Consider the following 21,655-nt stretch of genomic DNA (forward strand, 5'->3'; position numbering starts at 1 on the left):
ACTATACTCAGGACGCAGGATTGTTTACTAAAAAAGTTTAACTTCCTTCAGGAGAACACCATGGCCGTAACCAATGTCGCTGAACTCAATGCACTGGTCGAACGTGTAAAAAAAGCCCAGCGTGAATATGCCAACTTTTCTCAACAACAGGTCGACGCCATCTTCCGAGCCGCCGCCCTTGCCGCCGCTGACGCCAGAATCCCGCTAGCCAAGATGGCCGTTGCCGAATCCGGTATGGGCATCGTCGAAGACAAGGTCATTAAAAACCACTTTGCTTCCGAGTATATCTACAACGCCTATAAAGATGAAAAGACCTGTGGCGTGTTAGCCACTGACGATACATTCGGTACCATTACCATCGCCGAGCCAATTGGCCTGATTTGCGGTATCGTCCCGACCACCAACCCAACCTCAACCGCTATCTTCAAAGCGTTAATCAGTCTTAAAACCCGTAACGGCATTATCTTTTCGCCACACCCACGCGCCAAAGACGCAACAAACAAAGCTGCCGATATCGTATTGCAGGCCGCCATTGCTGCCGGTGCGCCTAAAGACATTATCGGCTGGATCGATGCCCCGTCTGTTGAACTGTCAAACCAGTTGATGCATCACCCTGACATCAACCTGATTCTTGCCACCGGCGGTCCGGGCATGGTGAAAGCAGCATACAGCTCCGGTAAACCGGCGATTGGTGTCGGTGCTGGTAACACGCCGGTAGTGATCGATGAAACAGCCGATGTGAAACGTGCCGTTGCCTCTATTCTGATGTCGAAAACCTTCGATAACGGGGTGATCTGCGCCTCTGAACAATCTGTTATTGTGGTTGATTCTGTTTATGACGCCGTGCGTGAACGTTTCGCCAGCCATGGCGGCTACATGCTGCAGGGTGCTGAACTGAGCGCAGTGCAGAATATCATCCTGAAAAACGGCGGCCTGAATGCGGCCATCGTGGGTCAGCCTGCCTTCAAAATCGCAGAGATGGCCGGTCTCAGCGTGCCGCCGGACACCAAGATCCTGATTGGTGAAGTGCAACTGGTAGATGAATCTGAACCATTTGCCCACGAAAAACTCTCACCTACCCTCGCGATGTATCGGGCAAAAGATTTCCAGGATGCTGTAGATAAAGCGGAGAAACTGGTTGCCATGGGCGGTATCGGTCACACCTCCTGCCTTTACACCGACCAGGATAACCAGACTGAGCGCGTGCACTACTTCGGGGACAAAATGAAAACCGCGCGTATTCTGATCAACACCCCGGCCTCTCAGGGCGGTATCGGTGACCTCTATAACTTTAAACTGGCCCCGTCTCTGACGCTGGGTTGTGGTTCCTGGGGCGGTAACTCTATTTCAGAGAACGTCGGTCCAAAACACCTGATCAATACCAAAACTGTCGCCAAGCGAGCTGAGAATATGTTGTGGCATAAACTTCCTAAATCCATCTACTTCCGTCGGGGTTCACTGCCAATTGCGCTGGAAGAGGTGGCAACGGATGGCGCGAAACGTGCCTTTATCGTCACTGACCGCTTCCTGTTCAATAACGGTTATGCTGACCAGGTGACCCGCGTACTGAAATCACACGGCATCGAAACTGAAGTGTTCTTCGAAGTTGAAGCTGACCCAACGCTGAGCATCGTACGTAAAGGTGCAGAGCAGATGAACAGCTTTAAACCTGACGTCATCATTGCGCTGGGCGGCGGTTCCCCAATGGATGCCGCGAAAATCATGTGGGTGATGTACGAACATCCGGAAACCCACTTCGAAGAGCTGGCGTTACGTTTCATGGACATCCGTAAACGTATTTACAAGTTCCCAAAAATGGGCGTCAAAGCACGCATGGTTGCCATCACGACCACCTCAGGTACCGGTTCAGAGGTCACACCATTCGCTGTGGTAACCGATGATGCGACCGGTCAGAAATATCCTCTGGCTGACTATGCATTGACGCCGGATATGGCGATTGTCGATGCCAATCTGGTGATGGATATGCCGCGTTCACTCTGCGCCTTCGGGGGTCTGGATGCAGTAACCCACGCGCTGGAAGCCTATGTTTCCGTACTGGCGAATGAATACTCTGATGGTCAGGCGCTGCAGGCTCTGAAACTGCTGAAAGAGAACCTGCCGGCCAGTTATGCCGAAGGTGCTAAAAACCCGGTGGCGCGTGAACGCGTACACAATGCCGCAACTATCGCCGGTATTGCGTTTGCCAACGCCTTCCTTGGGGTCTGTCACTCAATGGCACACAAACTGGGTTCAGAGTTCCATATCCCACACGGCCTGGCGAATGCCCTGTTAATCTCGAACGTTATTCGCTACAACGCGAATGACAATCCGACTAAACAGACCGCATTCAGCCAGTATGATCGTCCACAGGCGCGTCGTCGTTACGCAGAGATTGCTGATCACTTAGGTCTGAGCGCACCAGGCGACCGCACTGCGCAGAAAATTGAGAAGCTGCTGGCATGGCTGGACGAGATCAAAACTGAACTCGGTATTCCGACCTCAATCCGTGAAGCCGGTGTGCAGGAAGCTGACTTCCTGGCGAAAGTCGATAAACTGGCCGATGATGCATTCGACGACCAGTGTACCGGCGCGAACCCACGCTATCCGCTGATTGCTGAGCTGAAACAGATTATGCTCGACACCTACTACGGACGTGAATTTGTCGAACCGTTCTCAACTGTCGCCGAAGCCGTAGCTGAGCAGCCGGTGAAAGGCGTGAAGGTTGAGAAGAAAGTAAAAAAAGTCTGATAGTCCGCTTCTGACTGTCTGATAAAAAACCCGCCTCGGCGGGTTTTTTATTGCCTGAATGACGCGGTTAATTCAGCGGAGTCTGTGCGCCGTGAATCGCCTGTAACGATCCCTGTTCTATCGCCTGTTTATAATGCTTACGGCAGACGGAAATATAGCGTTCGTTACCGCCAATGACCACCTGCTCGCCTTCGCTGAAAGGTTTACCCTCACTATCCAGTCGCAGCACCATGCTCGCCTTGCGACCACAATGACAAATGGTTTTAAGCTCAACCAGCTTGTCTGCCCATGCCAGCAGATACTGACTGCCCACAAACAGTTCACCGCGAAAATCGGTTCTCAGACCATAACAGAGCACCGGAATATCCAGATCGTCTACGACATCTGAGAGTGCTTTAACCTGCTCCCGGGTCAGGAACTGACTCTCATCAACCAGCACACAGTGGATTGGCTGCACGGCATGCTCGGCGGCAATGTCACTATAGAGTGCGGTTTCAGCATTGTAGAGCAAGGCCGGCGACGAGAGTCCGATACGGGAACTCACCTGTCCGGCACCGAACCGATTATCGATTTCAGCGGTATAGACCAGCGAACGCATGCCGCGCTCCTGATAGTTATAGGAGGATTGCAGCAGTGCTGTCGATTTCCCTGCATTCATGGCAGAGTAATAAAAATAGAGTTGAGCCATAGGAGCGTATCTTCATCAGGACTTAACGGAATGGCGCGCATATTAACACAAAGTGCAGGTAATACGTTGCGGTGTAGCGGTAATTAAAGCGTAACCGCTGACCACTTATTCATCTTTGTGCTTCGCCGGGAGCCAGTTATGTGCACTACACGCAGGATAAGTTTTGCTTATTTTACCCGCAACAAAAGGAACGACATTTTTGTCATCACGCTTAATACATTAAATTTATTGCATATCAGACCCGCGGAAACTATTTTTTATTTGCCATAACCGTGGAATTCTGACTGTGATTATTTTAATTACTCAGGGGATTATCGTTCTGAATATTTTTTAAGATTGAAGTTATTTAATGTCACCACTACTATTAGCGGGCAACACAACTTTTCCCTTATTCAGAGACCAGCACAATGAGCGAAGCACTAAAAGTTCTTAATAATATCCGTACGCTGCGCGCCCAGGCCAGAGAGTATTCCGTCGAAACACTGGAAGAAATGCTGGAAAAACTGGACGTAGTGGTAAAAGAACGCCGCGAAGAAGAGTCACATTTTCAGGCAGAAAATGAAGAACGCACGCGTAAGCTTAATCAGTATCGTGAAATGCTGCTGGCGGATGGAATCGACCCGAATGAACTGATTAACACGCTGACCGCTACTCCCCGAGCTGCGGCAAAAGGAAAACGCTCAGTGCGCCCGGCCAAATATGGTTATACCGATGAAAAAGGCGAGTCAAGAACATGGACAGGTCAGGGACGGACACCGGCCGTGATTAAAAAAGCGCTGGAAGAACAGGGTAAAACGCTGGACGATTTTTTACTGTAATGCTGACTGCTTCGCTGCTTAAGCGTTAGCCTGATACCTCAATAAAAAAGGAAGCCGAAGCTTCCTTTTTCTTTTAATCAGGCGCAATAGAAATCCCGATACCAGTCAACGAAGTTTTTAACGCCCTCTTCGACCCCGGTCTGCGGTTTAAAACCAATGGCCTTATACAATGCTTCGGTATCCGCACTGGTTTCCAGCACATCACCGGGCTGCATTGGCATCAGGTTTTTCTTCGCCGTAATCCCCAATGCTTTCTCAATCGCTTCGATATAGTTCATCAAGGTAACCGGCTGACTGTTACCAATATTATAAACCCGATAAGGCGCAGAGCTGGTTGCGGGTGAACCGGTTTCAACGGTCCAGTTATCATCCTGTTGCGGAATAACATCCTGCAGACGGACAATCGCTTCAGCAATATCGTCAATATAGGTAAAGTCGCGTTTCATCTGGCCCTGGTTATAAACATCTATCGCTTCACCCGCAATCATTGCCCGGGTGAACTTAAAGAGTGCCATATCAGGACGGCCCCATGGACCGTAAACGGTAAAGAAGCGCAATCCGGTCGTCGGCAACTGATAAAGATGCGAGTAAGAGTGCGACATTAACTCATTAGCTTTTTTGGTCGCCGCATATAAAGAAACCGGGTGATCAACGCTGTCTTCGGTTGAGAACGGCATTTTTCGATTCAGGCCATAAACTGAACTGGATGAGGCGTAGAGCAGGTGTTCAATTTTATGATGACGGCAGCCTTCAAGAATATTGAGGTGACCGATCAGATTTGAGTCTGCGTAGGCATGGGGATTTTCAATGGAGTACCTGACGCCAGCCTGAGCGCCAAGGTGAATAACGCGCTGGAATGTGTGCTGGTCGAACAGTGACGCCATTGCGTCACGGTCCGCCAGATCCAGCTCAATGAATGTAAAACCAGAATCAGCTTTAATTAAATTGAGACGGGCATGTTTGAGATTTACGTCGTAATAATCATTCAGGTTGTCGATACCGACAACCTGGTGACCGGCGGCCAGCAGACGCTGACTGACATGAAAACCAATAAAGCCTGCGGCGCCGGTGACCAGAAAGTTCATAAATCCCTCGTTAATTATGCAGTTTGAATTGACGCTCCGCGGCCGATTGCATAATAAACGAAACCGCGTTTGCTGATACGCTCTGGATCATACAGGTTACGACCATCAAAAATCACGGCTTCTTTCAGTGCATTTTTGATAACGTCAAAGTCAGGCGCACGGAAGTTTTGCCACTCTGTACAGATGACCAGACCGTCTGCGCCCTGCAGTGCGGCCTCTTTGGTACCCATCAGCTTCAGATCGCTGCGGTGACCATAGATGCGCTGCGCTTCATCCATCGCTTCAGGGTCAAACGCCTGGACAGATGCGCCCGCTTCCCACAGCGTTTCCATCAGCACACGGCTGGAGGCTTCACGCATGTCGTCAGTGTTCGGCTTAAATGACAGGCCCCAGAGTGCAAACGTCTTACCTTTCAGATCGTCACCAAAATGACGCTTGATGAAGGTCGGCAGCTTGTTTTTCTGGTTGTCATTCACATCTTCCACCGCCTGCAACAGACGTGGCTGATAGCCAATGGACTCAGCGGTACGGATTAACGCCTGCACATCTTTCGGGAAGCAGGAGCCGCCGTAGCCACAGCCAGGATAGATAAAGTGGTAGCCAATGCGGGGATCAGAACCGATACCCTGGCGTACTTTCTCGATATCCGCGCCTAAACGTTCAGCCAGGTTAGACATCTCGTTCATAAAGCTGATTTTGGTAGCCAGCATGCAGTTTGCAGCATACTTGGTCAGCTCTGCGCTGCGGATATCCATCATGATCATGCGATCGTGGTTACGGTTAAACGGCTCATAGAGCTCGCGTAACAGTTCGACCACGTCGTCGTTGTCGGTACCGACAACAATACGCTCCGGACGCATACAGTCATTAACTGCTGCACCCTCTTTCAGGAATTCCGGGTTTGAAACCACATCGAAGGTGATGTTGGCGTCACGCGCTTTAAGCGTTTCCGTCATTACTGCACGAACTTTGTCTGCTGTGCCAACCGGAACGGTTGATTTGTCGATAACCACTTTGTGATCGTTCATATGCTGCGCAATGGTGCGCGCTACGGCGGTCACATATTTCAGATCGGCAGAGCCGTCTTCATCCGGTGGTGTACCGACTGCAATAAACTGCATAACACCATGGTTTACGCCCTGCTCAGCCTCAGTGCTGAACTTCAGACGACCCGCTTCGTAATTGGACATTACCAGCGGCGTTAAACCTGGTTCGAAAATAGGAATGATGCCTTTTTTCAGATTTTCGACTTTATTAGCGTCGACATCAATGCAGAGAACGTCATGTCCGACTTCGGCTAACACCGCAGCCTGAACCAGACCGACATAGCCGATACCAAATACAGTGACTTTCATCGAGTTATCCTGTGTTTATGAATTACTTTTTGTTGCCAACTGCGCCATCGAGCCATTCAGAAAAATCTTTGCCCAATACCGGATGACGAACACCGTACTCAACGAAAGCCTGCATGTAGCCCAGCTTGTTACCACAGTCATGGCTCACGCCTTTCAGGTGATAAGCTTCAACCGTCTCTTTTTCCATCAGCATAGCAATGGAGTCAGTCAGCTGAACTTCGCCGCCTGCACCTGGAGGCGTTTTCGCCAGCAGTGGCCAGATCTCTGAAGACAGCACATAACGACCTACAACGGCCAGATTTGATGGTGACTCTGACGCTTTAGGCTTCTCAACCACACCAACCATAGGTGCGCTGTCGCCTGGGTTCAGTTCTGCGCCCTGGCAATCAACAACACCGTACGCGGTAACATCGTCAACCGGCTCAACCATGATCTGGCTGCGGCCAGACTCTTCATAACGGCTCAGCATCTCTGCCAGGTTATCTTTGGTTGGGTTGGATTCATATTCGTCGATAATGACGTCTGGCAGGATGACCGCAAATGGCTCATCACCGATCAGCGGGTGTGCACACATCACAGCGTGACCCAGACCTTTAGCGATGCCCTGACGGACCTGCATAATGGTAACGTGTGGCGGGCAGATTGACTGGATTTCATCCAGCAGCTGACGCTTAACGCGTTTTTCCAGCATTGATTCCAGTTCGAAGCTGGTATCAAAGTGGTTTTCGATGGCATTTTTTGATGAATGCGTAACCAGCACAATTTCGTTGATGCCAGCAGCGATACACTCGTTAACGACATACTGGATTAACGGCTTATCAACCAGCGGTAACATCTCTTTTGGAATCGCTTTGGTAGCCGGGAGCATACGCGTACCCAAACCCGCTACCGGGATTACCGCTTTTTTTACTTTGGTATTATTGGCAGACATTAAGATACCTCTCTCATAGGCCGTTCAAGTTAATACTTGATATGTCGGTTTAAAATCGGAAATGAGTATATCAGTTAGTATCGAACGGATTTATCCTGGAAGGGACTAAACCGGCGAAATTAAGACAATTACCCAACTGTAAAGCTAAACTCTGGCCCTGAGATCAGCGCCAGAATTTCTGTGTAATGGCGGTTTATTCTTCCGTCGACAGCATCAGCCGAATGCGACCGCCTGCGCCCCAGACGTGGCACTGCCAGTTGTCTGCGCGCTGACTGATTTGATTAAGGTGGGTGCTGCCCATAGTGCCAAGCGGGACACCATTACTGAGCTGTATCTGATGGGCATGGACATGAAGCGTGGCGTTTAATCCGGCCGAAACCAGAATCAGATTTTTTAAACCACGATGATAGTAACCTACCAGCAGCGGGAACTGACCGCTCAGGTTCGCCTGCCGCAGCAGCAGATTGACCTGTCTGAGTAGTCCATTCAGCTCCGGCAGACGCTGTTTTTGGCCCGTGAGCTGCTCCTGCAGCAGGCCATTAAACAGTGCACGCAGCAGCAGTGCCGCCAGCACGCCGTTATCACCGGCGCGCGTCACGTCGAGACAGTAGAACGCCAGATCTTTATCAGAGAGTGCCGCGATATCAAGTACCAGCCCAGGCTGCTCGGCCATCGTCAGCTGACGATAGTTAATCCGGCAGTTGGCAATGGTCTGCTGAACCGGCGGCTGGAGTTGCTTGAGCAGCTTGGCGGCTGCTTTTGGATCGCGAACCAGCGCATCCCAGTCCTGGAAAAGCTGCTCATCCTCCTCCACTTTAGAGGTGAACATTGAGGGATAAAGGCACTCATAAACCGCTTCACGGAAGCGTTCGAAGTTTTTGAGTGGCTTAAGCAACACATCCTGCACCCCAAGACGCAGCACATGAGCGATATCGGACATGTTTTCAGTGGCCGAGATGATTAATATCGGCACGACATTGCCACGTGTACGAATATGCTCTACGAACTGGATGCCACTCATACGCGGCATTTCCAGATCGGAGATAATCAGGTCGACAGTATGCTGTTGTAGTTGTGCAATTGCTTCCAGACCATCTTCCGCTTGTAACGTCACAGCACCCATCGATAACAAAAATTGGTCCAGCAACGAACGGAAAACAGCCTCATCTTCGACAATGAGTATCTTTTTGCCGAGTAGTGGTTTTTCCATTCTTTCCCCCTGCGTACCAGATAATTCAATAGTGGTTCATAAAACGCAGTTGCGCCTTTCAGAATTGCCCGAAGTCACCGTTTTGAATGAACAACCTGATTATCTGCCACGGACCAGTGGTAATAGTTCATCCATTTTCTTCTCTACGGCGGCCCTGCCTGCCTCAATGGCCTCTTCAGCACGATGAAAGTCCAGCGTCGAAATCTGCGGACAGACCGGCTGTATCAAAACATCGGGTGGATCGCCTGCCATACGGTTTCGCTTAAGGCGATTCTCCAGTACCTGAATAGAGGTAGACATAATCTCCATCGCGCCAGGTGACTGAGATGCACGGCGCTGGGTGAAATTCACCAGGCGCTGTCGCAACTTTCCACTCCAACTCAATGCCGCTGCGGCTTCTTCACTGTTCTGAGGTGTAACGGAAAAGAGATCCTGCTGCATTAAATGTGCGTCATGCTGTAAGTCAACGGCGATAACAATGTCTGCCCCCAGGGCTCGCGTCAGTGAAATCGGTACCGGGTTTACCACAGCACCATCCACCAGCCAATACCCATTGTAGCCCACCGGCGGTAATAAACCTGGCATACTGCAGGATGCGCGTACCGCCTGATGAAGATCGCCCTCCGTCAGCCAGAGCTCACGACCGGTACTGAGGTTGGTGGCCACCACGCCGAAGGGTTTATTACAGTGTTCAATCGCATCATTGGGAATCAGCTGACGGACATGGCTGAATACTCTTTCGCCGCGTAACAACCCGCCACGCTGCCAGGAGACGTCCATCAGGCGAATCACATCCCAGTAGCGAAATGCACTGACCCATTTTTCCATCAGCGGTAAACGGTTATTCACATAGGCAGACCCGACCAGTGCGCCGACGGAGCAGCCTGCAACTACGTCGATCTCAATACCAGCCCGCTCCAGCGCGTTAATCACGCCAATATGCGCCCATCCTTTGGCCGCTCCAGACCCCAGAGCCAATCCAATTTTTACCTTTCTCATTTGTATCTGGTCCTGCCGTCAATACGTAGCGCCACAACGTGGGGTCAGCTAACATAGCGCGCTTGTGAAATCGACTCATCATTCCCGGGAGACAATGTGTCAGAAACCTGCCCATGTTGTAGCGGAGAGCAGTATAGCGTATGTTGCGGGCCCTTTCTGCAGGGTAACCAGGTTCCTTTTACAGCTGAACAACTTATGCGTTCCCGTTATTGCGCCTATGTTCAGCAGAATGCGGACTATCTGGTTGCTACCTGGCATCCTGACAAACGCCATCCGGCGCTATCGGGGCTTTTATCTGAAAGTTTTCCATGCACCGAATGGCTAAGCCTGAATGTAACCTGTTGTAATCATGGAAGCCATGAGAACGAAGCCTTCGTTACCTTTTTTGCGCGATACCGCGAGAAAGCCAACATTCATGCTATTCATGAGCGTTCACGCTTTCTTCGCGAGGATCAACGCTGGTACTATGTTGACGGTACAATACTGCCCGTGGGGCGTAACGATCCCTGCCCGTGCGGCAGTGGCAAAAAATACAAAAAATGTTGTGGTTAAGCTGACGGCTACCCCAGCGGTTTACACCCTAATGCTTTGACAGGACTCTGATTGAGATGCAAGCGCAAACCATGCAAAGAAAAGTTTTACGAACCATTTGTCCCGATGCAAAAGGTCTGATCGCCAAAATCACCAATATTTGTTACAAGCACGAACTTAATATCGTGCAGAACAATGAGTTTGTTGATCATCGCACCGGGCGTTTTTTCATGCGCACCGAGCTGGAAGGGATTTTCAACGATAATACCCTGCTCGCCGATCTCGACAGCGCCCTGCCTCAGGGTTCAGTGCGGGAACTTCACAGTGCCGGTCGTCGTCGCGTGGTAATTCTGGTGACTAAAGAGGCACACTGCCTGGGCGATCTGTTAATGAAGAGCGCATTTGGTGGCCTGGATATGGAAATTGCAGCGGTTGTGGGTAACCACGACACCCTGCGTTCACTGGTTGAGCGTTTCGATATTCCCTTTGTGCTGGTGAATCACGAGGGGTTGACGCGGGAAGAGCACGATAACCGCATGGTGGAAGAGATTGATCGCTATCAGCCCGATTACGTGGTGCTGGCAAAATATATGCGCGTTCTGACGCCCGCTTTCGTGCAGCGTTATCCGAACCAGATTATCAATATTCATCACTCCTTCCTTCCCGCTTTTATCGGTGCCCGCCCATACCACCAGGCCTATGAGCGTGGCGTAAAAATCATTGGTGCTACTGCGCACTACGTGAATGACAATCTCGATGAAGGTCCAATCATCATGCAGGATGTGATTAACGTTGATCACAGCTATACCGCGGATGAGATGATGCGTGCCGGCCGCGACGTAGAAAAGAATGTCCTGAGCAACGCACTGTATAAAGTGCTGGGACAGCGCGTGTTCGTTTACGGCAACCGTACGATTATTCTTTAATCAGCCAGGACGCTGAATTGTCTGCAGATTCAGCGCTACGCGTAAAAAGTGGGCAAACAGTTGTGGTTTTGCCAGCGGGCGCTTTACACCCTTATCGCATTTGGTATGATGCGCCCCGCTTTAAGAGACAAAGATTCAGGCCATGGTGGGATTCCCGAGCGGCCAAAGGGAGCAGACTGTAAATCTGCCGTCACAGACTTCGAAGGTTCGAATCCTTCTCCCACCACCATCTGAATCTGAATCATCTTAAGCCACTTCATTATCCCTGGTGGGATTCCCGAGCGGCCAAAGGGAGCAGACTGTAAATCTGCCGTCACAGACTTCGAAGGTTCGAATCCTTCTCCCACCACCATCTCGTATGTTGCACTCAATTCCAAATCAAATATCAAAGCTTCCTGTTCTGCAGGGAGAGGGATGAGAACCTTCGACTAAGGTTCGGGGCGAGCATCGCGAGACAACGCGCTTCAGCGCGGCCCGAAGGGTGAGGCGCAACGCGCCGAATAATCCTTCTCCCACCACCATCTCGTATGCTGCACTCAATTCCAAAACAAATATCAAAGCCTCCTGTTCTGCCTTACAGCTGCTCACCTTCTTACCCGCTTTCGCACAATCTCAGCCTGTTCTGCCATGACTTCTTCAACAAAAATCGCTACCATCTTCGCCCATTACTCGCTGAACAATGGTCGATCTCATGAAATTTGTTTCATTTAACATCAATGGGTTGCGTGCCCGCCCGCATCAGCTTCAGGCGCTTGTCGAACAGCATCAGCCTGATGTGATCGGTCTGCAGGAAACCAAGGTCCATGATGACATGTTCCCGCTGGAGGAGGTGGCAAAGCTTGGCTATCACGTCTTTTATCATGGACAGAAAGGCCACTATGGGGTGGCGTTGCTGACCAAAGCGCAGCCCGTGTCAGTGAGCCGGGGCTTTCCGGGCGATGACGAAGAGTCCCAGCGCCGCCTGATTATGGCGGAAATCCCCAGCCCGATCGGCGACATCACAGTGATCAATGGCTATTTCCCACAGGGCGAAAGTCGCGACCATCCCACCAAGTTCCCGGCTAAAGAGAAGTTCTATCGCGATCTGCAACGCCTGCTATCCGACGATCTGCCTGCTGATAAACCGGTTCTGGTTATGGGCGACATGAATATCAGCAGCACCGATCTGGATATTGGTATTGGTGAGGAGAGCCGCAAGCGCTGGCTGCGCACCGGCAAATGCTCTTTCCTGCCGGAAGAGCGCGAGTGGATGGATCGCCTGCTGGGCTGGGGACTGGTGGATACCTGGCGCGAGCACAACCCGGAGGTGGCGGACCGTTTCTCCTGGTTCGATTATCGTTCGAAAGGGTTTGATGATAATCGTGGGTTACGCATTGATTTAGTGCTGGCAAGTAAAAATCTGGCAGCACACTGCGTTGAGAGCGGCATTGATTATGAGATTCGGGGCATGGAGAAGCCGTCTGACCACGCCCCCATCTGGTCAACCTTCCGCTTTTAATTAATGGTCGCGTGGCAGAGCGCCACGCGACGACTATTTCACTATTTTCCAGATCAGGTTGTTGGTGCCAAGAGACTGTTCATCACGCGCGCACTGCAGCAGCACGCCCTCAGATTTCACCACCGCGCCTTCTGTGTAGTTGCGGTTCTCAAAGATACAGCAGCGAAGACACTCCTGCTGACGTCTCTCTGACTGCGTCCAGGCTTCCGGCGGCATATCCACCACCACATCGGTATTCCCACCGTTGCTGCCTTGAGGTGGCATCGACTGATAACGACTATTAGCCTGCACTGCGCTGGTCGCCAGCGTCAGAGCCACAACCAGAAATACTGAATAACGCCTCATTCCGTCTCCTTCACTTTACGCCTGATTTTGCGCACCGGACGTTTCTGTCCGGTGGACGGTAATCCCCGAAATGCATGCGCCGCAGGCTGATGCCGCGCCTGCTGGATAAGGCCGGTTAAGGTCTGCACCAGTGGCTGCATAAACTCATCATAGCGGCAGGCCTTTTCGCTGATACGCGTCAGTGTCGATTCCCACTGCGCCGTCATATCCGGGCGCGCTGCCAGATCGGGCAGAGAGTGAATCAGGGCGCGTCCGGCATCCGTGGAATTGATGTAACGGCCCTTCTTCACCAGGAACCCACGACGAAACAGTAATTCGATAATGCCGGCACGTGTGGCTTCCGTTCCTAAACCATCGGTCGCACGCAGCACTTTCTTTAATTCTTTATCCTGAACGAAACGGGCTATGCCGGTCATTGCAGAAAGAATTGTCGCATCAGTAAACGGACGTGGCGGCTGAGTCTGCTTCGCCAGCACCTCGCCACGCTCACACAGCAACTCATCGCCCTTTGCTACCACTGGCAGCGGCATACCATCGTTCTCTTCATCCCGCTCTTTGCTGCCCAGCAGTGCCCGCCAGCCTGCCTCAGCCAGGAAGCGCGCTTTCGCCACAAATTTTCCGCCCGCGATATCAAGGTCGATGACACATTTACGGAATACCGCATCCGGGCAGAACTGCATCAGATACTGGCGCGCTACCAGCTCATAAATATGCTGTTCATTTTCGCTGAGCTTTACCGCTCTGCTTCGGGCCGTGGGAATAATGGCGTGGTGAGCATCGACTTTTTTATCGTCCCAGCAGCGATTTCTGCGATCGGCGTTAAAGTCTGCTGGTGGGGTAAGCTGGGGCTGATGCGCCTGTATCGCCTTTAAGACCGCATGACGACCGGCAAAATGCTCTTCCGGAAGATAGCGGCTGTCTGAACGCGGGTAGGTAATCAGTTTGTGGGTTTCATAGAGCCGCTGACAGGTATCCAGGACCGTCTGGGCACTCAGTCCGTAACGTTTTGCGGCCTCTATCTGCAGGCTGGACAGGGAGAATGGCAGCGGTGCGACGTCATTTTCGCGCTTATCATTGTAGGCCGTGACGATGGCCGGCTGACCGGTGATACGCGCCACCACGTGATCGGCCAGTGCACGTTTGAGCAGCCGGCCCTCTTCATCCTGCCACGGCTCACAGGCTTCGCTGGGGATCCAGCTGGCAATAAATCTGGCACCATCAGGTGTGAGGATATGCGCTTTAACTTCGAAGTAATCTTTCGGTACGAAGTTTTCGATCTCCTCATCGCGCCGGACCACCAGCCCCAGCACCGGCGTCTGCACCCGACCCACCGACAGCACGCCATCGTAGCCCGCATTGCGTCCCAGCAGCGTCCAGGCGCGAGTCATGTTTATGCCGTAGAGCCAGTCCGCCCGGGCGCGGGCCAGCGCAGAAACGCAGAGCGGGATAAACTCGCGGTTCTCACGCAGGCGATTTACTGCACGATCCACTGCCTGAGGGTTAAGATCGTTGATCAGACAGCGCTGCACTTTGCTGCGTTTTTCAGCGGGCAGGTTCAGATAATCCAGCACCTCATCTACCAGCAACTGCCCTTCCCGATCCGGGTCACCTGCATGCACCACTTCACTCGCCTGCGCCAGCAAACCTTCAACCACTTTCAGCTGCTTCGCAACTGACGGACGCGGTTTCAGCTGCCATTTTTCCGGGATGATCGGCAGATCGTTCAACGACCAGCGTGCGTAACGGCTGTCATAACTGTCGGGCTGCGCCTGCTCCAGAAGGTGTCCCACGCACCAGGTCACGATCTGATCGTTGCCGCAGGCAATAAAGCCATCGCCGCGACGATGCGGTTTCGGCAGCACATCTGCGATAGCACGCCCAAGGCTCGGTTTTTCCGCAATAAACAAACGCATTGAATCAGGACATCCTTAACATCAGGGGGAACACAGTGATAACCGGTTGTTCGCTGTCGGTTTGAATCTCGCGGGCTATGTTAGCCTGGCAGGGCGTCGGGCGTAAGCGTGACGCGCAGTGTTAGCGATCGTTCGCACAGGAACCGTGCAAAAGGCAGGGCTGAAATGCACCCCGCCGGAACCGGACAGGCAGATCAGAAGTAACGGACGAATGGTGCAGTGTCAGGCGGGAGCACCGTGGTGCTGGATTTCAGTTGCGGGGTACCCAGATAAAGGAAGCCGACGATGGCATCCTGCTCGCGGCAGCCAAAACCCTGCCGGACCTGCTCGTCATCGGTCCAGGGACCGCTGCGCCAGATACCGTTGTAACCCTGAGCAAGCGCTGCCATCTGCATCGCCATTACCGCACAGCTGGCCGAGGCAATCTGTTCCCAACGCGGCACTTTGAGGTGCGCTTCACAATGTGCCACTACTGTAATAATCATTGGTGCGCGAAACGGTGCCTGGCTTGCTTTATTGATCGCCTTTTCATCCAGTTGGCTATCGCGTGCCGCCTTCTCCAGCAGTCGACTCATCCGGTCACGCCCTTCATTTTCTACAATGATGAAGCGCCAGGGTTGCAGCGTGCCGTGATCCGGGGCGCGCATGCCAGCCCGCAGGATATTTTCCAGTGCGTCACCTGCCGGTGCCGGCTCAGTCAGGCGTGAAGCCGAACGTCGGTTGACCAGTAACTCCAGTGCGTCCATGTTTCTCTCCCGATCTCTGTAATGTTGCCATTATCCTGGCACAGGCAGATTTTTTGTAACAGTGCGCAGTGATTTCCTGCTGACTTTTCACACGCCGCTCTTTAGGATGAGCTCGTCGGGGAAGTCTGGTCCGCGCGGCGGCCACTTCCTGCTACATATTTATGGAGAGTCTGATGCGCACATTGTGGCGAATAGTTGCAGGTCTGTTCCGCTGGAGCTGGCGGGTATTGAATTTTATCAGGGAATTTATTCTGAATATTTTCCTGATTTTATTGATTGTGGTGGGTGTGGGGATCTGGCTGCAGGTCAGCGGATCGGGCGGCAGTTCAGCGCCGATTCAGCAGGGCGCGCTGAAGGTCGATCTCAGCGGCGTGCTGGTGGATAAACCGTCGGTAAGCAACCGTCTGAGTAAAATTGGCCGCCAGCTGCTGGGTGCCAGCAGTGACCGCTTACAGGAAAATTCGCTGTTTGATGTGGTCGATGCCATTCGCCAGGCAAAAGATGACAGCAACATTAAAGGCATGGTGCTCGATCTACGCGAGTTTGCTGGTGGCGATCAGCCTTCCCTGCAATATGTGGGTAAAGCACTGCGTGAATTCCGCGACAGCGGCAAGCCAATTTATGCTCTGGGCGACAGCTACAGTCAGGCGCAATACTACCTTGCCAGCTACGCCACGAAAATCTATCTGTCGCCGCAGGGCACCGTGGATCTGCATGGTTTCGCCACCAACGGACTCTATTACAAAACCCTTCTGGAGAAGCTTAAAGTCACGTCACACGTCTTCCGTGTCGGGACCTACAAATCAGCGGTCGAGCCATTCCTGCGTGACGACATGTCACCCGCGGCACGTGATGCTGACAGCCGCTGGGTAGGTCAGCTGTGGCAGAACTATCTGAATACCGTGGCGGCGAATCGCCAGCTGACGCCGGAACAACTCTTCCCTGGCGCAGCAGCGATTATTGCTGGTTTAAACGCGGTTAAAGGCGACACCGCGCAATATGCGCTGGATAACAAGCTGGTCGATGCCCTGGGTTCCCGTGCAGCAGCCGATCAGGAGCTGGTGAAAACTTTTGGTCTGGATAAGCAGAGCAACGATTACCGTAGCGTCAGCATCTATGACTACAGCGTGAAACCGACCTCCTCGCAGCAGGATGGCAACATTGCGGTCGTCATGGCCAGCGGTGCCATCATGGATGGCGAAGAGACGCCGGGTAACGTGGGGGGCGACACAACAGCCGCTCAGATCCGCGATGCGCGTCTCGATCCGAAAATCAAAGCGATCATTCTGCGGGTGAACAGCCCGGGTGGCAGCGTGACAGCTTCGGAAGCGATTCGTGAAGAGCTGGCGGCGGCCCAGGCCGCAGGTAAGCCGATTGTGGTCTCTATGGGCGGCATGGCGGCATCCGGCGGTTACTGGATCTCAACGCCTGCCAGCTACATTGTGGCGAACCCCAGTACGCTGACTGGCTCGATTGGTATCTTCGGCGTCATCAATACGCTGGAGAACAGTCTGGACAGCATTGGCGTGCACACAGATGGTGTCGCGACCTCCCCGCTGGCGGACATCTCCACCACCAAAGCGCTACCAGCGGAAGTTCAGCAACTGATGCAGCTGACTATCGAAAATGGCTACCGCAACTTTGTGGGTCTGGTGGCGAAGTCGCGTCATAAAACCCCAGAGCAGATTGATGCGATAGCGCAGGGCCATGTCTGGACCGGCAGCGACGCCAAAGCCAATGGTCTGGTGGATGCGCTGGGCGACTTCGATGATGCCGTGAAGAAGGCGGGCGAGCTGGCGAAAGTCAGTAAACCCATGCTGAGCTGGTATCAGGATGAACCGACCTTCCTGGATATGCTGCTGGGCCAGATGAACGCCTCAGTACAGGCCGTATTGCCGGATACGCTGAAAGCCTGGCTGCCCGCACCGATGCTGGATGTGATGAGTGCCATGAAAGCCCAGCCGGGTCTCTTCGACAAGCAGAACGATCCTCAGAACCGTTATGCCTTCTGCCTGAACTGCGGCGAAGTGCGATAAACCTCTCAGCCCGGCCGCTGGTCGGGCTGCTTTTCCCCGCTATTCCCCTTATACTGCGCGTTTTATGGCGAGTCTGAGTTCTCTAATGCACAAGAAAAACATCTACGTAGCCTACACGGGCGGGACAATCGGTATGCAGCGCTCTGCGCAGGGCTACATTCCGGTCTCAGGGCACCTGCAGCAGCAGCTGGCGAATATGCCCGAGTTCCACCGTCCCGAGATGCCTGATTTCACCATCCATGAATATCAGCCGCTGATCGACTCATCCGATATGACCCCGGAAGACTGGCAGTTTATCGCCAACGATATCCGACAAAATTACGATCGCTATGATGGCTTTGTGATTCTGCATGGCACGGACACCATGGCGTTTACCGCTTCTGCGCTCTCGTTCATGCTGGAAAATCTGGCCAAGCCGGTGATCGTGACCGGGTCACAGATTCCACTGGCGGAGCTGCGCTCAGATGGTCAGCAGAATCTGTTAAATTCCCTCTATGTGGCGGCTAACTATCCGATTAGCGAAGTGTCTCTGTTTTTCAATAACACACTTTATCGCGGCAACCGTACTACCAAGGCTCATGCCGATGGCTTCAACGCCTTTGCCTCGCCGAACCTCTCTGCACTGCTGGAAGCGGGCATTCATATTCGCCGCCTCAATACGCCACCTGCCCCATCCGGCAAGGGCGAACTGAACGTTCACACCATTACGCCTCAGCCCATTGGTGTGGTCACCCTCTATCCTGGTATTTCTGCCGACGTGGTCCGTAACTTCCTGCGGCAGCCGGTGAAGGCGCTGATCCTGCGTTCTTATGGCGTAGGCAATGCCCCGCAGAACAAGGAATTTCTGGCCGAACTTCAGCAGGCCAGCGAACGTGGTATCGTGGTGGTGAACCTGACCCAGTGTATTTCAGGCAAGGTAAATATGGGCGGATACGCCACCGGCAATGCGCTTGAAGAGGCTGGTGTGATTAGCGGATTTGATCTGACGGTAGAAGCCGCACTGACCAAGCTACACTTTTTACTCAGTCAGGAACTCTCTGCCGATCAAATCCGTGCCAGAATGCAGCAGAATTTGCGCGGCGAACTGACTGAAGACTGAAACGGAGCGACATGTAATGAAGCGGGCACTCATCATTATTGATATTCAGAACGATTTTTGCCCCGGCGGCCCGATGGCAGTCCATGAGGGCGACCACACGGTCGAGGTGGCTAATCGTTATGCGCGTTTGTTCCGTGAAAACGGTGAATGCGTACTGGCGCTGCAGGACTGGCACCCGGCCAATCACGGCAGCTTCGCCTCGGTTTCCGGTGAGCCGGTCTACACGCTGGGCGAGTTAAATGGTCTGGCGCAAATCTGGTGGCCCGATCACGGCATTCAGGGCTCGGCGGGCGCGGACTTCCATCCCGCTCTGGATCGATCACTGTTCGATGCAATTTTCCATAAAGGTGAGGATCAGGATGTCGACAGCTACAGCGCCTTTTTTGATAATGGCCACCGTCGTAAAACCGAGCTGGACAGCTGGCTGCGTGAGCGTGGCATCACTCATCTGGTGATGCTGGGGCTGGCGACAGATTACTGCGTGAAATATAGCGTGCTGGATGCGCTGGAATTGGGGTATCACGTCGAGGTAGTCAAAGAAGGCTGCCGCGGCGTTAATCTGAATCCTGAGGACAGTGAAATCGCCTTTGCTCAGATGACGGCTCAGGGCGCGATTCTGATTTAAAATGGAGCTGGCATGACGCCAGCTTTTTTTAATGCAGATGAATGCGGGTGACATCCGGGTCGATGCCGAACGCTTCTTTCAGCTCTTTTTTCGACTTCATTACCATCTCGCCGCCCTTAGCGATGGTCATATGCTGCGGCGCATCGTTGTGTCTTGCCTGCCACAACATAACCAGTTGCAGGCAGTTGTCGCGCTGCTCCTGCGTCAGTGCCACGCCATCCGGCCATTTCCCAATCTCAACGGCTGTTGCCAGTCGCTCATAGACTTCAGGCGTCATCGACGCAAGCATTGCTTCAAGTTGTTCCTTCATCGCCTTACCCTTTGGTCTGTTCGCCCTGCTCGTCGGTGAAATTCAGCGAGGCGGAGTTAACACAGTAGCGTTCACCGGTCGGTTGCGGACCGTCTGGAAAAACATGCCCCAGATGTGCATCGCAACTACTGCAGCGGATCTCAACACGCTGCATGCCATGAGAATTGTCCTCGATATAGCGAATCGCATCATCATTCACCGGCTGGTAAAAACTGGGCCAGCCACAGCCTGAATCATATTTGGTCTCAGAGAGAAAAAGTGGCGCCTCACAGACCAGGCAGTGGTAGATCCCTTCCTGCTTGTTGTGCAGCAGTGCGCCGCTGTAAGGCGGTTCCGTTCCGCGTTGCTGTGTCACATAACGCTGCATTTCTGTCAGCTCGGCGATTTTTGCGTCGGGTGCGGTGTCTTTAGCCATTTTAGGATTCCGGGGAAGTGCCATTCTGAAAAATTCGACTATTATTCTAACAAATGATCAACATTACCGGGTCTTTTTTTGTGCTCACCCTTTCATGCCGTCCACTGCAAAGCGTAATTGTGACTTCGATCACCTTTTATCCCGGGCATCACTATATATTCGGCGATTGATTAGACGAAAAGCGATATCATTGGCGGCGCGCAAGCGGTTGCGCATCGAATTATTCCTATCAGGCGAATTGACCTGTCGCAACAATTGACACGATTCCGCTTGACGCCTGGTAAGGTTTTTGTAATTTTACAGGCAACCTTTTATTCACTAACCAATAGCTGGTGGAATATATGACTATCAAAGTAGGTATCAATGGTTTCGGCCGTATCGGTCGCATCGTTTTCCGTGCTGCTCAGAAGCGTTCTGACATCGAAATCGTTGCTATCAACGACCTGCTGGACGCGGATTACATGGCGTACATGCTGAAGTATGACTCTACGCACGGTCGTTTCGACGGTACCGTAGAAGTTCAGGATGGCGCACTGGTCGTTAACGGTAAAAAAATCCGTGTTACTGCTGAGCGTGATCCGGCCAACCTGAAGTGGGATGAAGTGGGCGTTGACGTTGTTGCTGAAGCAACCGGTATCTTCCTGACCGACGAAACCGCGCGTAAACACATCACCGCAGGTGCTAAGAAAGTCGTTCTGACCGGTCCATCTAAAGATGACACCCCTATGTTTGTTCGTGGTGCAAACTTCGACAAATATGATGGCCAGGATATCGTTTCTAACGCGTCCTGTACCACTAACTGCCTGGCACCACTGGCTAAAGTCATCAACGACAAGTTTGGTATCGTTGAAGGTCTGATGACCACCGTTCACGCTACCACTGCGACTCAGAAAACCGTTGATGGCCCGTCTCACAAAGACTGGCGCGGCGGCCGTGGTGCATCGCAGAACATCATTCCTTCATCAACTGGCGCAGCAAAAGCGGTTGGTAAAGTTCTGCCAGAGCTGAACGGCAAACTGACCGGTATGGCATTCCGCGTCCCTACCCCTAACGTTTCCGTTGTTGACCTGACCGTACGTCTGGAAAAAGCGGCCTCTTACAAAGAAATCTGTGCTGCAATCAAAGCGGCTGCAGAAGGTGAGATGAAAGACGTTCTGGGCTACGTTGAAGATGACGTGGTTTCTACCGACTTCAACGGCGAAGTCCTGACTTCAGTATTCGATGCTAAAGCGGGTATCGCGCTGAACGACAACTTTGTGAAACTGGTTTCCTGGTACGACAACGAAACCGGCTACTCAAACAAAGTTCTCGACCTGATTGCGCTGGTTTCTGCTAAATAAGGCAGACAGACATCATTGAGATTAAGGGCGACTTCGG

General features: G+C 52.6%; 20 protein-coding genes, 2 tRNA genes and 1 other RNA gene. 12 read left to right on the forward strand and 11 right to left on the reverse strand.

Going from position 1 to position 21,655, the window contains the following annotated elements:
* Nucleotides 1-60 precede the first annotated feature (60 nt).
* Complete coding sequence (gene adhE / locus F3I44_RS08065; RefSeq protein WP_150015141.1) at nt 61-2,748, forward strand: bifunctional acetaldehyde-CoA/alcohol dehydrogenase; 2,688 nt, start codon at nt 61-63, stop codon at nt 2,746-2,748.
* Between the two features lie 67 nt (nt 2,749-2,815).
* Here adhE and tdk read toward each other — a convergent pair whose 3' ends face one another.
* Nucleotides 2,816-3,436: a thymidine kinase gene (tdk, locus tag F3I44_RS08070; protein ID WP_150015142.1), complete on the reverse strand. Its 621-nt coding sequence runs from the start codon at nt 3,434-3,436 to the stop codon at nt 2,816-2,818.
* Nucleotides 3,437-3,843: 407 nt separating this feature from the next.
* On the opposite strand from tdk, the gene hns reads away from it, so the two are divergent.
* Nucleotides 3,844-4,254 (forward strand): histone-like nucleoid-structuring protein H-NS, encoded by a 411-nt coding sequence (hns, locus tag F3I44_RS08075; RefSeq protein ID WP_150015143.1) that lies wholly within the window; start codon nt 3,844-3,846, stop codon nt 4,252-4,254.
* 77 nt (nt 4,255-4,331) lie between these two features.
* Here the strand turns inward: hns and F3I44_RS08080 are convergent, their stop codons facing one another.
* The 5 genes from F3I44_RS08080 to rssA form a co-directional block, all read right to left on the reverse strand.
* A complete protein-coding gene (locus F3I44_RS08080; RefSeq protein WP_150015144.1) occupies nt 4,332-5,339 on the reverse strand; it encodes an NAD-dependent epimerase in 1,008 nt (335 codons plus the stop codon).
* A 14-nt stretch (nt 5,340-5,353) separates the two neighbouring features.
* Nucleotides 5,354-6,694, reverse strand: a complete 1,341-nt coding sequence (locus F3I44_RS08085) for a UDP-glucose/GDP-mannose dehydrogenase family protein (protein WP_150015145.1) — start codon at nt 6,692-6,694, stop codon at nt 5,354-5,356.
* A 22-nt stretch (nt 6,695-6,716) separates the two neighbouring features.
* Nucleotides 6,717-7,625 carry a UTP--glucose-1-phosphate uridylyltransferase GalU gene (gene galU / locus F3I44_RS08090; RefSeq protein ID WP_150015146.1) on the reverse strand — a complete coding sequence of 303 codons (909 nt, stop codon included), beginning with the start codon at nt 7,623-7,625 and terminating at the stop codon, nt 6,717-6,719.
* 193 nt (nt 7,626-7,818) lie between these two features.
* Complete coding sequence (gene rssB / locus F3I44_RS08095) at nt 7,819-8,835, reverse strand: two-component system response regulator RssB (protein ID WP_150015147.1); 1,017 nt, start codon at nt 8,833-8,835, stop codon at nt 7,819-7,821.
* A gap of 99 nt (nt 8,836-8,934) precedes the next feature.
* Nucleotides 8,935-9,834, reverse strand: a complete 900-nt coding sequence (rssA, locus tag F3I44_RS08100; RefSeq protein WP_150015148.1) for a patatin-like phospholipase RssA — start codon at nt 9,832-9,834, stop codon at nt 8,935-8,937.
* A gap of 96 nt (nt 9,835-9,930) precedes the next feature.
* Between rssA and F3I44_RS08105 the strand changes: the two genes are divergently transcribed.
* From F3I44_RS08105 to xthA, 6 genes are all read left to right on the forward strand, one after another.
* Complete coding sequence (locus F3I44_RS08105) at nt 9,931-10,386, forward strand: YchJ family protein (protein WP_150015149.1); 456 nt, start codon at nt 9,931-9,933, stop codon at nt 10,384-10,386.
* A gap of 56 nt (nt 10,387-10,442) precedes the next feature.
* Nucleotides 10,443-11,291 (forward strand): formyltetrahydrofolate deformylase, encoded by an 849-nt coding sequence (purU, locus tag F3I44_RS08110; RefSeq protein ID WP_150015150.1) that lies wholly within the window; start codon nt 10,443-10,445, stop codon nt 11,289-11,291.
* A 144-nt stretch (nt 11,292-11,435) separates the two neighbouring features.
* Nucleotides 11,436-11,520: transfer RNA gene (locus tag F3I44_RS08115), tRNA-Tyr, on the forward strand.
* Nucleotides 11,521-11,558: 38 nt separating this feature from the next.
* Nucleotides 11,559-11,643, forward strand: a tRNA-Tyr gene (locus tag F3I44_RS08120).
* 41 nt (nt 11,644-11,684) lie between these two features.
* A non-coding RNA gene (locus tag F3I44_RS08125) (RtT sRNA) lies at nt 11,685-11,812 on the forward strand.
* 170 nt (nt 11,813-11,982) lie between these two features.
* Nucleotides 11,983-12,789: an exodeoxyribonuclease III gene (gene xthA / locus F3I44_RS08130; RefSeq protein ID WP_150015151.1), complete on the forward strand. Its 807-nt coding sequence runs from the start codon at nt 11,983-11,985 to the stop codon at nt 12,787-12,789.
* Between the two features lie 33 nt (nt 12,790-12,822).
* Here xthA and F3I44_RS08135 read toward each other — a convergent pair whose 3' ends face one another.
* The 3 genes from F3I44_RS08135 to F3I44_RS08145 all read right to left on the reverse strand — a co-directional run bounded on the left by F3I44_RS08135 (nt 12,823) and on the right by F3I44_RS08145 (nt 15,793).
* A complete protein-coding gene (locus F3I44_RS08135) occupies nt 12,823-13,134 on the reverse strand; it encodes a YnjH family protein (RefSeq protein ID WP_150015152.1) in 312 nt (103 codons plus the stop codon).
* A complete protein-coding gene (locus tag F3I44_RS08140) occupies nt 13,131-15,047 on the reverse strand; it encodes a DNA topoisomerase III (RefSeq protein ID WP_150015153.1) in 1,917 nt (638 codons plus the stop codon). Before F3I44_RS08140 ends, F3I44_RS08135 begins: the two co-directional genes overlap by 4 nt.
* A 194-nt stretch (nt 15,048-15,241) precedes the next feature.
* Nucleotides 15,242-15,793 (reverse strand): NAD(P)H nitroreductase, encoded by a 552-nt coding sequence (locus F3I44_RS08145; RefSeq protein ID WP_150015154.1) that lies wholly within the window; start codon nt 15,791-15,793, stop codon nt 15,242-15,244.
* A gap of 173 nt (nt 15,794-15,966) precedes the next feature.
* Between F3I44_RS08145 and sppA the strand changes: the two genes are divergently transcribed.
* From sppA to pncA, 3 genes are all read left to right on the forward strand, one after another.
* A complete protein-coding gene (gene sppA / locus F3I44_RS08150; protein WP_150015155.1) occupies nt 15,967-17,829 on the forward strand; it encodes a signal peptide peptidase SppA in 1,863 nt (620 codons plus the stop codon).
* A gap of 85 nt (nt 17,830-17,914) precedes the next feature.
* A complete protein-coding gene (gene ansA / locus F3I44_RS08155) occupies nt 17,915-18,928 on the forward strand; it encodes an asparaginase (protein ID WP_150015156.1) in 1,014 nt (337 codons plus the stop codon).
* Between the two features lie 16 nt (nt 18,929-18,944).
* Nucleotides 18,945-19,553 carry a bifunctional nicotinamidase/pyrazinamidase gene (pncA, locus tag F3I44_RS08160; RefSeq protein WP_150015157.1) on the forward strand — a complete coding sequence of 203 codons (609 nt, stop codon included), beginning with the start codon at nt 18,945-18,947 and terminating at the stop codon, nt 19,551-19,553.
* Nucleotides 19,554-19,581: 28 nt separating this feature from the next.
* On the opposite strand, the gene F3I44_RS08165 is transcribed toward pncA, so the two are convergent.
* Together F3I44_RS08165 and msrB are read right to left on the reverse strand one after the other, a co-directional pair.
* The gene (locus tag F3I44_RS08165) at nt 19,582-19,863 is read right to left on the reverse strand and encodes a YeaC family protein (RefSeq protein ID WP_013358061.1); all 282 of its coding nucleotides are present in this window, start codon (nt 19,861-19,863) and stop codon (nt 19,582-19,584) included.
* Between the two features lie 4 nt (nt 19,864-19,867).
* Entirely contained in the window at nt 19,868-20,278 is a 411-nt protein-coding gene (msrB, locus tag F3I44_RS08170) for a peptide-methionine (R)-S-oxide reductase MsrB (protein ID WP_150015158.1), read from the reverse strand.
* A 341-nt stretch (nt 20,279-20,619) separates the two neighbouring features.
* Between msrB and gapA the strand changes: the two genes are divergently transcribed.
* Nucleotides 20,620-21,618: a glyceraldehyde-3-phosphate dehydrogenase gene (gene gapA, locus F3I44_RS08175; protein WP_013358063.1), complete on the forward strand. Its 999-nt coding sequence runs from the start codon at nt 20,620-20,622 to the stop codon at nt 21,616-21,618.
* Nucleotides 21,619-21,655 lie beyond the last annotated feature (37 nt).

The sequence above is a fragment of the Pantoea sp. F_5 genome (assembly GCF_008631595.1).
Classification (GTDB): Bacteria; Pseudomonadota; Gammaproteobacteria; order Enterobacterales; family Enterobacteriaceae; genus Pantoea; species Pantoea gossypiicola.